Here is a 12,629-nt window from a genome sequence, read left to right as displayed (position 1 = left end):
AATGGTGTGCTTACACGATGGTGATCAGAGGCTGGTCAAACTCCACGGGTTGCGCGTCGTCCAGCAAAATAGCTTCTACCACACCGGATTTGTCGGCTTCGATTTGGTTCATCATTTTCATTGCTTCGACAATGCAAACGACATCGCCGGCTTTAACGTGCTGACCGACTTCAACAAAAGCGGGAGAGCCCGGTGACGGCGAGCGGTAAAAAGTGCCGACCATGGGCGACTTAATAACGTGGCCGTTAATTTTTGGCTCGGCCTCGGCGGCCGGTGCAGGCGCTGCTGCGGGAGCGGGGGCTGGTGCGGCAGGCGCCGCTGCCGGTACCGCTTGGCTCACGTACTGCGGCGCCGCCATCTGCACGCTACCACTGTTGCGGCTGATGCGTACCGATTCTTCGCCTTCCTTGATTTCCAGCTCGTCGATGTTGGATTCTTCGAGCAGTTCAATCAGCTTTTTTACTTTCCTGATGTCCATAGTCACTCTCTTTTTTTAATGTGTTGTGAAGGGCTAGTCCTGCAGTTGTGACAGTGCGGCCTGCAGTGCCAGCAGGTAACCCTGTGGCCCGAGACCGCAAATCACCCCACGGGCAATATCTGAAAAATAGGAGTGCTGGCGAAAGGGTTCACGGGCGTGAACGTTCGACAGGTGCACTTCGATAAACGGAATGTCCACACCCAACAGTGCGTCGCGCAGGGCCACGCTGCTGTGGGTGAAGGCTGCCGGATTGAAAATAATAAAATTAATGCCTTCGGGCCGAGCCTGGTGAATTCGCTCGATCAGCTCTACTTCGGCATTGCTCTGTAAGCATTGGAGGTGATGGCCCGCGGCGCTAGCAGCGTCTTGCAGCTGCTGATTGATGTCCTCGAGGCTGTGGTGGCCGTAGACCTCGGGCTCTCTGGTGCCAAGTAAATTGAGGTTAGGGCCGTGCAGCACGAGTATCGATGCCATGTTTCACCGGGGTTTGCTAGAGAAATTTCGCGTAGTTTGCCGCAATTGAAAATGCGAGTCCAACGAATTTGATGAATTTTTTAAGATGGCCGCAAGTTTCCCGCAAGATTGCAGACAATGGCAGGTTTTTCCCCGAAGTAAGTGTTTTCAGTGCTAACACTGAAAACACGCCTTTAAGGATGCAAAATGGCCATTACTGTGTCTTTGCTGAGAATCTGTGGCAAGACCTTCGGCGGCTGGCTGAGATCGGCGGGGTAGTAGATGTACAGCGGGATGCCATTGCGTTGGAAATCGGCCAACAGCTCGGTAATCACAGGGTCGTAGCGGGTCCAGTCGGCAACCACATAGCTCACGTTGGCGCGCTCGAATGCGTCGCGGATGTCATCGGTATTGAGAACCAACGCCTCATTGGCCGCGCAAGTGATACACCAGTCGGCGGTGACATCGAGGAAAACATTGCGGCCTGATTCACGCAGGCTTTGGATTTGGCTGCGGTCGAAACCGGTTTGGCTGCTTGCGGGTGCTGGGCGTTGCAGGCCGCTGTGAAGCAGCAGTGGGATGGCCAGCGCGGTGATGGCTGCCAGCGCTTTCCCGCGTTTACCCAGGGGCCACAGCCAGATACCAAAGCCCAGCAGTAGCCAGGTAATCAGCGTGGCTGCCATGGCATCGGCGCCGTTCTGACGGCCTACCACCCACGCCAGCCAAATGGCTGTGGCCAGCAAGGGAAAGGCCATAAACTGGCGCAGATGTAACATCCAGTCGCCGGGCTTGGGTAGCAGCTTTAGCCATTGCGGAAAGAGGGTTAATAGCAATACTGGCGCTGCCATACCGGCCCCCAGGCTCGCGAACACCAGCAGCGCGACGCCGGGTGGTTGGCTGGCGGCGTAGCCGATAGCGCTGCCCATAAAGGGCGCGGTACAGGGGCTGGCAACCAGTGTGGCGAGCACGCCGGTGAAGAAGCTGCCGCGATAGCCGGGTTCGCGGCTGATGTCGGCGCCGACATTCATCCATTTGCCGCCCAATTCAAAGAGTCCGAGCAGGTTGAGTGACAGCACAAAAAAGAGGCTGGCGAGCAGCGAAACAAATAGCGGGGACTGCAGTTGAAAGCCCCAGCCAATTGCTTGCCCGGCGTTTTGAAGCGTGATTAATAGTGCGGCGACCAGTACAAAACTCAGCACCACACCGGCGCTGTAGATGAGGCCGTGACTGGCCGGGCTGCCCTGGTGAGCATTACTGAAACTGAGCACCTTTAATCCGAGTACTGGGAATACACAGGGCATCAGGTTGAGGATCGCGCCGCCAATAGCGGCAAGGATCAGGGTGATCAGCAGGCCGCGGTTCTCGGCAGGTGCAGTGAGGGCGGCGGGCGTAGACGCCGCTGTATCAACTTCAGTGAACACGCCCTGGGCATCGCTGCTGAAGGTTTGACTGCGAGGCGGGTAGCACAGGCCTGCGTCAGCGCAGCCCTGAGAGACCACCGTGAGTTGGAGGTTGGCGGTGTCGGCGACGTCCAGCTGCAGTGTTGTGCCGTGATAGTAGACTTCGGTTTTACCAAAATACGGATCGTCTTTGACCTTGCCTGGTGAAAACTCTACCGTGGCATCGACGGGCTGGCCCTGGCGACTGAGGCTTACGGAAAAACGCTCGCGGTAAAGATAGTAGCCCTCGGCGATTTGCCAATCGATGCGAAGCCCGCCGTCACCGCTAACACTGGCTTTGTAGGCTTGCTCTACCGGTAAAAACTGCGCGCCTTGAGCAAAGCCGTTCGCACTGAGGTCGGTATTGCTGGAGGGGCTGAAGGGATCGCTGGCGTAGCTAAAGAAGCTGGCACTGACTATACAAAACAGTAATAAAAACCGGTTCATAAATACTATCGCTGCAAAGTGGCGTTATCATAGGGCGCAATACGCGGCGTTGCCTCTCGGCGTAAGCCTCCGACGGCGCCCATGGTAAGTCAGATCGAGGGTGCTGTCTTGCACCGCGAAACCTGGAGAACGTTATGACCCGCAAATGGCTGCTTTTACTCACCGCAATTTTGCCCTTTAGTGCAGCGGCTGTTGAGCTGCGCGATCCGGTGGTGCGCGGCTTGCCACCGGGGCAAAAAAACACCGCGGCGTTTTTTTCGGTTACCAATCCGTCGTCGCAAACGGTGACGCTGCGGGCCGGAACCAGTGACGTTGCCGGCCGCGTGGAAATTCACAGCAACTCGCAGCGCAACGGTATGATGGCGATGCGCAAAGAAGACAGTGTGGCGATTGCGCCGGGGCAAACACTGGACTTTGTGCCCGGTGGTTACCATTTAATGTTGATTAATTTGAAGCAGCCGCTGCGCCATGGCGAGCGGGTGCATTTCAGTTTACTGATTGATGGCGATGTCGTGCAGGTGGAAGCGCCGGTGCGCAGCGTACTGAACGAGCCTGCATCGGGGCGTCACCATCATCATGGAGGAGCGCACTAATGTTAAAACAGCGTTTAAGCGACGGTTATTTTGCTGCCAAGGAGGCGCTGCAGGATTGGCTTGGCAATCGCAATGTCGCGCGTTTGGCCGGTATTGTCGGCCTCGTTTATGTTCTTTTGGTAACCGGTTTCGGTATGTATTGGAGCCTGACGCCGGATCATCCGCCCCTGCAATACGACCGCGACAATGGCAGTCGCGCGGTGGTTGGCACCGCGACCACCTCTGCGTTGATTGACGTTGCTGAAATATTGCTCGACAAGCCCGGCGGTTTCCTCAGCAACGACATTACTCCCCCGGGCGTGCTGATGGACAATATGCCCGCATGGGAATACGGCGTGTTGATGCAGGTGCGCGATCTGAGTCGAGCCATGCGAGAAAGTTACAGCCGTTCGCAGTCCCAGTCTCAGGAAGACCCCGATCTTGCGAAGGCGGAGCCGCGTTTTAATTTTTCCTCGAACAGTTGGGCGGTACCGGCTTCCGAATCGGAGTACCGCCAGGGCATTCGCTACCTTAAGGCCTACCGCAGCCGCCTCAGTGATGTCGATCAGCCCCAGGCACAATTCTATGCGCGCGCCGATAACCTGCGTTACTGGCTTGCCGTGGTTGAGTCGCGCTTGGGCAGCCTCTCACAGCGACTCAGCGCCAGTGTCGGGCGTCCGCGGGTTAACACCGACCTGGCAAATGATCCCAGCGCGCGCCAGTCTACGCCGTCGGCCTCTGAGCAGCGGGTGAAAACGCCGTGGCTGCAGATCGACAATGTGTTCTTTGAATCGCGGGGCAGTGCATGGGCGCTGATTCATTTTTTGAAAGCGGCCGAACAAGACTTTGCCGATGTGCTGGAAAATAAAAATGCGACCGTCAGCTTGCGACAAATTATTCGTGAGCTGGAGGGAACTCAACAATTGTTGTTCAGCCCAATGGTGTTGAATGGCAGTGGTTTCGGCCTGTTGGCGAATCACTCTTTGGTAATGGCGTCGTACATTTCTCGCGCCAACGCCGCCATTATTGATTTACGCGATCTGTTAGCTCAAGGATAAGTCATGGTTCTTTCTCGTGCAGTAGTAAACGCATCGACGGTGCTCGCCGTTTTGGTATTGGCCGCGTGTGCGCAAAGTCCGCAAAAAATTACCGTAGCGCCCAGCTTTGAGCAGGCGCCCGAGCAGCAGCTTGCCCAGGGCCAGCCAGTACATGTACGCGTGAGCGATGGACGCAGCAATAAGGTTCTTGGCAGCCGCGGCGGTGCCTACCGGGAGACGGCGTTGATCACCCTGGAAAACAGCCTGTCGCTGGCTGTGCAGCCGGTGTTAAAGGCGCGAATGAAGGCGCTGGGTTTTGAAGTCGATAGCCTGAGTGCCGACACCGTCGATCTGCATATTGTGTTTGAGTCGCTGGTTTACAACCACCCAGAGCAGGAAGGGGTTGGGCACGACATGGATATGTTGGCGGTGGTAAAGGCCGAGGCAACGCGCAGTGACAGCCGTTACGAGGGGCGTTACCGGGTAAAACGCAAGGAGAAGTTTTTCAATGCTCCCAGCGAGCCCCACAATGAAGAACTGGTGAATAGCTTGGTGGTTGATGTGCTGGAAAGCATGCTTGCCGACCCGCAGCTGCAGAGTTTTCTGCTTGGCAAATGATTGCCGGGAAACAATAAAAAAAGGCGCCGCGAGGCGCCTTTTTTGTTACTGGCCAAGTACTTCTTGGCGCAGCTCAACGTGCTTGGGGCCAGGCAGGCGAGGACCGTAGTCAGACACCACCTCCGCTGCGGCGCGGCTGGCAAGTTTACCGGCCGCTTCAGCGCTGTGGCCGTGGCTGATAGCGTAGAGGAAGGCACCTGCGAACATATCGCCGGCGCCGTTGGTATCTACCGCGTTGACCTTGCAGGGCGCGATGGAGTGCAGCTGCTCGCCATCAAAAACCAATGCACCCTTGGCACCCAGGGTGATGGCAAATTGTTTGGCAACCTGCTTGATTGCGCTGACCGCGTCATCCAGTGATTCGCTACCGGCCCACTGCAAGGCCTCGGCTTCGTTGCAGAAAAGTAGGTCGACGCCGTCGCCGAGCATGTCGCTGAGGCCGTCGCGGAAAAACTCCACCATGCCCGGGTCAGAGAAACTCAGCGCGGTTTTAACGCCGTTTTGTTCTGCAACCTGACGGCCGCGAATTGCCGCCGCGCGCCCTGAGTCAGAGGTAACCAGGTAGCCTTCCATGTAGTAGTAGGCAGAGTCGGCAAGGGCGGCTTCGTCGAGCTCTTTGACCGAGAGCTCAGCGCTAATGCCCAAGTGGGTATTCATGCTGCGCTCGGCATCCGGGCTGATCAATACCAGGCATTTTCCGGTAATACCGCCATCGCGCTCGGCGTCGAAACCTGAATCAACGCCGGCGTCGCGTATATCGTTTAGGAAGAAGTCGCCGTGACTGTCGGCGGCGACCTTGCAGGAATAGTAGCCCTTGGCGCCAAAGTAGGCAGCGGCAACAACCGAGTTGCAGCCCGAACCACCGCTGGCCTGGCGAGAGTGAACCAGGTGGCCTTCAAGCTTGTCCAACAATTCCTGTTGGCGGGCCTCATCGACCAGTGTCATCAAGCCTTTTTCAACGCCCATTTCAGTGAGTTCACTGTCTTGGACTTGAATTTCCGTGTCGACCAATGCCGCGCCGATGCCGTAAACGTGATATTTTTTCATCTTATTTGCCAATAACTTGCAGTAAAGTGCGCGCTATTATCCGCGCCCACGTGGGATTTGCAATTCAACGAGAGTTTTCATGCCCAAGAAAAATAACCATCGGCGCCGCTTTCGGCTACCTCGCCCCACCAGCTGGCGAGGGCTGTTTGTCAAACTGGCAATCGCCGGACTGGTTCCGCTGCTTGTCTTCTTTGCCTATTGCGACGCCAAGGTGCGCGGCGCCTTCGACCCTCAGCGCTATGACCAGCCGGCAAAGGTATATGCCCGGCCCTTGGTGTTGGCATCCGGCGCGGTGCTTACCAGTTACGAGCTGGAAGAAGAGCTGCGAAATTTAGGCTACCGCCAGCTGCGCCTGGTGAATGAGCCCGGCAGCTATTTGCGTCAAGGCGACATGTTTACAATTTACCTGCGGCCGTTCGATTTTGCCGATGGTCATCGCAAAGCGAAAAAAATCACCGTGGAAATGGCGGCGACCACGGTGCGCGTCGTGCGCAACGCGCTGGGCGAGCGTATTGCTGAAGAACAGCTGGACCCAACGGTTATCGGTGGCGTCTATCCCGGGCGTCACGAAGACCGCCTGATGCTGTCTCTGGACGAGGTGCCGGAGATGTTGGTGGAAACCCTGTTACAGGTGGAAGACCGGCATTTCTATTCCCACTTTGGCTTGTCGCCGCGCAGTATTGCCCGCGCCCTGATTGTGAATATTAAAGCCGGGCGCACGGTGCAGGGCGGCAGCACCCTGACGCAGCAGCTGGTGAAAAACACCCTGCTCACCAATGAGCGAAGCCTGTGGCGAAAATTCAAAGAAGCGGCGATGTCATTGCTCACCGAGCTGCACTACAGCAAGGACCGCATCCTTGAAGCCTACATCAATGAGGTCTATCTCGGGCAAGAGGGCAATCGCGCGATTCATGGTTTCGGCCTCGCGGCCAGGCATTATTTTAACCGCCCCCTGCAAGAGCTGGATCTCGCCCAGGTCTCGATGTTGGTAGGGTTGGTGAAAGGCCCTTCCTATTACGACCCCTGGCGTCATCCGCAGCGCGCCACGTCGCGCCGCAACACCGTATTGGCCGAGCTGGCCGAAGAGGGTTGGCTGAACGCCGAGCAACTTGAAGCGTGGAAAAAGGAACCGCTGAGTCTCTCCAAAAGTTCAGCGCTGGCCGGTGTGTATCCCGCCTATGTCGACTTGGTTCGGCGTCAGCTGAGCCGTGACTATGCGCGTCAGGATTTACAGAAAAATGGCCTTCGGATCTTTACGCCCTTCGATCCGCTGTTGCAGCGCCGCGCTGAAGCGGCAACCGCCAAGGCGCTCTCGCAATTGGCTGAACGCAAGAAAGATCTGCAAGTCGCGATGGTGGTGACCGCCGTTGATAGTGGTGATGTGGTGGCAGTGATCGGCGGCCGACAACCTCGCTATGCCGGGTTTAATCGCGCCCTTGATGCACTGCGACCGATAGGCTCGCTAGCGAAGCCGGCGGTCTACTTAACCGCGTTAAACCAACCTGATAAATACACCTTGTTAACCAAATTGCGCGACGAGCCACTGAGTGTTCCCAATGCCGATGGCACGCTGTGGCGACCGTCGAATTACGGTCGCAAAGCGCACGGTATGGTGCCCTTACACAAGGCCTTGTCGCACTCTTACAATCTGGCAACAGCAAACTTGGGCCTGGACCTTGGCTTGAGCGATGTTATGGATATGTTTCAGCGCCTGGGTGTACACCGGCCACTGCTGGAGGTCCCGTCCATGCTGCTGGGCGCGGCTGAGTTGGCTCCGATTGAGGTGGCCGCGATGTATCAAACCATTGCCGCCGATGGACGCTATACGCCGTTACGCACGATCTACGCCGTGTCCGATGCCAAGGGCAAACCGCTGGCGCGCTACCCTCAGCAGCCCAAACAGGTGATCGACGCCGCGCCGGTGCACTTGCTGCAATACGCCATGCTGGAAACGGTGCGAGAGGGAACCGGTAAGTCGGTTTACCGGGTTCTTCCCAAAGACTACCGCGTGGCCGGCAAAACCGGCACGAGTAACGACACGCGCGACAGCTGGTTTGCCGGATTTGCCGGTGACTATCTCGCGGTTGTGTGGATGGGGCTGGATAACAATGCGTCAACCGGGCTGACCGGCGCCAGTGGCGCCCTGCGTGTGTGGCGGCAATTTATGGCCGAGGCCAGCACGGAGCAAATGCCCTTCGCTCAGCGTAGCAATATGGAGTACCTATGGGTGGATGCCGAGTCGGGCCTGCGCACGCAATCGTGGTGCGAGAACGCCCGCTATGTGCCGTTCATCAAAGGCAGTGAGCCACGGCAAAGTGGCGGCTGCGCACCCGACGGCGAGAAGATGTGGAATTGGTTTAAGGGTATCTTTGATTGATATTCAGCGCTCGCGAATAACCGCGGTGTAGCCACCCACCTCGGCGGCTTGCAACATCAAGTGTTGATTGATGCAGGCCGGAATCTCCTCTTCCCGGTGGCTGACAAACAAGATGCGAGTCTGGCTGTGCTCGGCGATGTAATCGACGGCGCCAAGCAGGCGGGCTTTTTGTTCTTCGTCTAAGCCGATGCAGGGTTCGTCCAAAATCAAGATGCGGGGCGATTTAACCATTGCCCGGGCCAAAAGAATCATGCGTTGCTGGCCAAAGGAAAGCCGTTCAAAGCGCTGCTCGGCAAAGTCGCTGAGTTCTAGTGCGGTGAGCCACTCGCGCAAGCACTGCTGCTGCGAGGGACTGGGTTGGTCGTAGAGACCGACAGAGTCGAAGAAGCCGGAAGCGATAACATCGCTGGCCTTTACCCGTTTGAGGGAGTTCAATTGCATGCTGGTATTGAGCAGGCCAAATTGCGCCTTAATATCCCACAGGCTCTCGCCGCTGCCGCGGGTCTTGCCAAACAGGCGAATGTTCTGGCCATAGGCCTTGTCGTTTTCACCGCAGAGCAGCCCGAGCAGGGTCGATTTTCCTGCGCCGTTGGGGCCGCTTATCCAGCAATGGTGGTGTGGCATAAAGCGCCAGTTGATGTCGCTTAGCACCGGCGTACCGCGAAAATTCACATCGACATGTTGCAGCTCGAAAAGCGCTTCATCTTCTGGCCAGGGCGCAATCTCTGCCAGTGGCAGCGCGCGGCTGAAATGTTGGCGCGGTGCAAACCTGCGTCTCGCCTCAGCGGGTGAGCAGTGGCCGGTAATGCTGCCCTGAGACATGATCTGCACCTCGTCGATGCCGTCGGGAATGTCTGTGGCGCTTTTGGTGAGCAGCAGTACCGGGGTCGGTGAGGCGACCAGCTCGTCAAGTAACTGGCGAATATCCGCCTGCGCCTGAGCGTCCAGCCCTTCTAGCGGGTTGTCGATAATCAGCGCGGCGGGCTTTGCCAGCAAGGCGCGGGCAAGTAAGGTTTTTCTGCTCTCGCCGGTGGAAATAAAACGTATTCCCCGGTCGAGGATGTGCTCGATGCGCAGGCGTTGGCACAGCTGATCAAAGTTCTCGTCGGCAACCCCGCCCTGCAAAATGGCGTCGCGCACGCGGGTGCCAACATCAAAGGCATCTGCGCGGGTTTCACTATCGTCAAAGCGGCGGTCGTGCTCCATCAGCTGGCGGTGTTGGTCGAAGGAGATATGTGCAATATCCCCTGGCCCTATATGCTCGCCGTAGCTGCATTGGCCGCGGTTGGGGCGCAGCGTATCGGTAATAAGCTGCGCGAGGGTGGTTTTGCCACAGCCATTGCTGCCGAGAATGGCGAGGTGTTTTCCCTTGGGCCAGCACCAGTTGAAGTCATCCAGAATGGGCTCGAGTTGGTGAGCAAAGCGGACGTTGTTGAGGGAAACGAGGTTGTCAGACATGAGCAGCAAGCGACTTTCAGACTACAGACAGCGACTATACCATAGTCGCTGTCCTGCAAGGCGCTAGCAGCTCGGGCATTTTCCGGGGCTGAGGTCGTAAAAATCAATAATGGTTTGCCAGGCTTGGTCGGCGTTGTCGACAACGCTGATCATATTGACGTCGTCGGGGCTGATCACCCCCTCGTCGCGGAGAAACTCCAGGTTAATCGCATGCTGCCAAAACTCGTGTCCCACCAGAATAATGGGTACATCTCTGGACTTGCCGGTTTGTATTAACGTCAGCGCTTCGAACAGCTCGTCGAGGGTGCCGAAGCCGCCGGGAAATACCACCACGGCTTTGGCGCGCATCATAAAGTGCATTTTGCGTATGCCGAAGTAGTGGAAGCGGAAACAAAACTCGGGGCTGATGTAGGCGTTGGGATGCTGTTCGTGGGGAAGGACGATATTCAGCCCTAGCGATCGACCGCCAGCGTCACTGGCGCCGCGATTACTGGCTTCCATAATGCCGGGGCCGCCACCGGTGACGATATGCAGCTGTTCCGCGCTCGGGCAATTCAGCGAATGTTCGGTAACCAGTTTGGCAAAGCGCTGCGCCTGTTCGTAATAGCGGCTGTTGCGTTGGTTGCGCTTGGCGGCGCGAATGGCTGCGGGGTCGCCACTGGCTTCGGCGGCTGCAAGGTTTTGCTTGGCGTCTTCGGGTGAAGGGAAGCGCGCACTGCCAAATACCGCAATGGTGGATTCGATGCCGTGTTGGCGCAGAATCATTTCCGGTTTTTGCAGTTCGAGGTGGAAGCGCACGCCGCGCAGCTCTTCACTGAGTAGAAAATCCTGGTCGGTGAACGCGAGCTTATAGGCTGGCGGATGGTCTGTCTCGCTGTGATCAAGCTCTTCCCGTGCTGAAGGAAAATTGGCATCGTGCAGGCGGTGTTTGTCGGACATATTGCGCTTCCTGTCGTCCTCGTGAGGCGAAATTGCCACACTTTCATATTGAGTATACGTCAGCCGACATAGAATGGACGGTAGGAGCGGAGTGATTTACCACGGTATGATAGTGTCTTGCGACGTATCGCTGCCGCGCACGGGTCGCACCACCGAGTTGTAAACAATGGAACGATGGAATGATTGAGCCCCTACTACTGGCGCTGGCATTTTTGGCTGGTTTGGTTTTTCGCCGGATGGATATGCCGCCGTTGCTGGGCTTTCTGGTTGCGGGCTTTCTCGCCGGGGCATTGGAGCTGGGAGACCCGGATGTCGTAAAGCTGATGGCCGATATCGGGGTGGTGCTGCTGCTGTTCACCATTGGCCTGAAACTGAAATTGCGCGAACTATTGGCCCCGCAAATATGGGCGAGCGCCAGTTTGCACGCTCTGCTAGTGGTTCCGTTAACCACTGTGGTGCTGCTCAGCCTGCATTACTTGCTGCCCCATTATTCAGCACTGCCGAGTCAAACGGCATGGATTCTTGCTTTCGCGCTGTCGTTTTCGAGCACGGTCTTTGCAGTAAAGATTTTTGAACAGTGCGGTGAGGGCGCGGCCCTGCATGCGCAGATCGCAGTGGGCATCCTGATCGTTCAGGATCTGATGGCCGTGGCGTTCCTGTTATTTTCTGCCGACCATCCGCCCAGTATTTGGGCGCTTGCGCTGCTGGCATTGCCGCTGTTGCGCCGGCCTCTGCTGAGTTTGTTGAACTGGGCGGGGCACGGTGAGCTGCTGGTGCTCTACGGTTTGTCGATGGCACTGGCAGGGGCGTGGTTGTTTGAGACGCTGCATTTAAAGGCCGGTTTGGGCGCGCTGCTGTTTGGCATACTGCTGGCGAATAGCGACAAGAGTGTTGAGCTGTATAAGAGCCTGGTAAGTCTTAAAGACATTTTCCTCACGGCGTTTTTCCTCAGCATTGGTTATTACGGGCTACCGTCTTGGGACATGGCACTGATCGCCATGCTGCTGGCGGCGCTGGTGTTGATCCGCCCCTTTCTCTATTTCGGCTTGCTACTGTTGTTTCGGCTTAGAGCCCGCACGGGCTTGTTGGCCGGCTTGTCGCTGAGTAGCTATAGCGAGTTTGGCCTGATTGTTGCTGCATTGGCGGTACAGGAGAATATGCTAGAGCCGCAGTGGTTGACGATTTTGGCAATGGCGATGGCGCTGTCTCTCTTTGTCGCCTCGTCCTTAAACCGTCGCGCCGGTGACCTATACAGCCGCTTTGGCGAATTGTTGCAGCGCTATGAGCGCCGCTGCTTGTTGCCGTCTGAGCGTCCGGCTGACTTGGGCGACGCCGATATATTGATTCTGGGCATGGGACGCATCGGCAGCGGCGCCTACGATTATCTGGGACGCCACTATCCGGGGCGGATCGTGGGTGTGGAAGAAAGTGCCGACAAAGCCCAGCAAATGCGTGGTGAGGGCCTGCGCTGTGTCGCGGGAGATGCCAGCGATCGCGACTTTCTGGAGCGATCAGCATTGGCGCGCCGCCAGGTGATTTTAGTGTGTTTGAGCAACCACAGTGAAAACGTTCAGGTTGTGAAAATGCTGCAAAGCCTTGGCTATAACGGGAAAATTGCGGCGATTTCTCGCTTCCCGGATCAGCAGCGGGAGCTGCAAGCGATGGGTTGCATTAGCTTCAATTTGTATGCCGAGGCGGGTTATGGCTTTGCCGAGCGGGTATTGGAAGAGTTAGAGATTGCCACGCGCTAACACGCGGCGGCGA

General features: G+C 57.1%; 11 protein-coding genes. 5 read left to right on the top strand and 6 right to left on the bottom strand.

Annotation, left to right across the window (positions count from 1 at the left end):
- Window positions 1–10: 10 nt before the first annotated feature.
- The 3 genes from accB to ABNS66_RS07880 form a co-directional block, all read right to left on the bottom strand.
- Window positions 11–478 carry an acetyl-CoA carboxylase biotin carboxyl carrier protein gene (gene accB / locus ABNS66_RS07890; protein ID WP_204996695.1) on the bottom strand — a complete coding sequence of 156 codons (468 nt, stop codon included), beginning with the start codon at window positions 476–478 and terminating at the stop codon, window positions 11–13.
- Between the two features lie 33 nt (window positions 479–511).
- Window positions 512–952, bottom strand: a complete 441-nt coding sequence (gene aroQ / locus ABNS66_RS07885; protein ID WP_027874283.1) for a type II 3-dehydroquinate dehydratase — start codon at window positions 950–952, stop codon at window positions 512–514.
- A 173-nt stretch (window positions 953–1,125) separates the two neighbouring features.
- Window positions 1,126–2,817 (bottom strand): protein-disulfide reductase DsbD, encoded by a 1,692-nt coding sequence (locus ABNS66_RS07880; RefSeq protein ID WP_286837181.1) that lies wholly within the window; start codon window positions 2,815–2,817, stop codon window positions 1,126–1,128.
- 134 nt (window positions 2,818–2,951) lie between these two features.
- Between ABNS66_RS07880 and ABNS66_RS07875 the strand changes: the two genes are divergently transcribed.
- Genes ABNS66_RS07875 through ABNS66_RS07865 form a run of 3 tightly spaced genes read left to right on the top strand, consistent with a single transcriptional unit; the run spans window position 2,952 to window position 5,044 of the window.
- Window positions 2,952–3,410, top strand: a complete 459-nt coding sequence (locus tag ABNS66_RS07875; protein WP_286837183.1) for a copper chaperone PCu(A)C — start codon at window positions 2,952–2,954, stop codon at window positions 3,408–3,410.
- Entirely contained in the window at window positions 3,410–4,447 is a 1,038-nt protein-coding gene (locus ABNS66_RS07870; protein WP_204996699.1) for a DUF2333 family protein, read from the top strand. Before ABNS66_RS07875 ends, ABNS66_RS07870 begins: the two co-directional genes overlap by 1 nt.
- Window positions 4,448–4,450: 3 nt before the next feature.
- On the top strand, window positions 4,451–5,044 hold the full coding sequence (locus ABNS66_RS07865) for a YajG family lipoprotein (protein WP_204996700.1): 594 nt from the start codon (window positions 4,451–4,453) through the stop codon (window positions 5,042–5,044).
- A 45-nt stretch (window positions 5,045–5,089) separates the two neighbouring features.
- Here the strand turns inward: ABNS66_RS07865 and ABNS66_RS07860 are convergent, their stop codons facing one another.
- On the bottom strand, window positions 5,090–6,091 hold the full coding sequence (locus ABNS66_RS07860; RefSeq protein WP_286837186.1) for an adenosine kinase: 1,002 nt from the start codon (window positions 6,089–6,091) through the stop codon (window positions 5,090–5,092).
- 79 nt (window positions 6,092–6,170) lie between these two features.
- Here ABNS66_RS07860 and mrcB point away from each other — a divergent pair, with 79 nt between their 5' ends.
- Complete coding sequence (gene mrcB / locus ABNS66_RS07855; RefSeq protein ID WP_286696116.1) at window positions 6,171–8,468, top strand: penicillin-binding protein 1B; 2,298 nt, start codon at window positions 6,171–6,173, stop codon at window positions 8,466–8,468.
- A 3-nt stretch (window positions 8,469–8,471) separates the two neighbouring features.
- Here the strand turns inward: mrcB and ABNS66_RS07850 are convergent, their stop codons facing one another.
- Together ABNS66_RS07850 and ABNS66_RS07845 are read right to left on the bottom strand one after the other, a co-directional pair.
- Window positions 8,472–9,926 carry an ATP-binding cassette domain-containing protein gene (locus tag ABNS66_RS07850; RefSeq protein ID WP_286837189.1) on the bottom strand — a complete coding sequence of 485 codons (1,455 nt, stop codon included), beginning with the start codon at window positions 9,924–9,926 and terminating at the stop codon, window positions 8,472–8,474.
- A 63-nt stretch (window positions 9,927–9,989) separates the two neighbouring features.
- Window positions 9,990–10,865 (bottom strand): TIGR00730 family Rossman fold protein, encoded by an 876-nt coding sequence (locus ABNS66_RS07845; RefSeq protein WP_286696114.1) that lies wholly within the window; start codon window positions 10,863–10,865, stop codon window positions 9,990–9,992.
- Window positions 10,866–11,044: 179 nt separating this feature from the next.
- Here ABNS66_RS07845 and ABNS66_RS07840 point away from each other — a divergent pair, with 179 nt between their 5' ends.
- Entirely contained in the window at window positions 11,045–12,616 is a 1,572-nt protein-coding gene (locus tag ABNS66_RS07840) for a cation:proton antiporter family protein (RefSeq protein ID WP_286837191.1), read from the top strand.
- The last annotated feature ends 13 nt before the right edge of the window (window positions 12,617–12,629 follow it).

The sequence above is a fragment of the uncultured Spongiibacter sp. genome (genome assembly GCF_964011655.1).
GTDB lineage: Bacteria > Pseudomonadota > Gammaproteobacteria > Pseudomonadales > Spongiibacteraceae > Spongiibacter > Spongiibacter marinus.
Note: the sequence above shows the minus strand (reverse complement) of the source record. Positions and strands in the feature narration are given on the sequence as shown.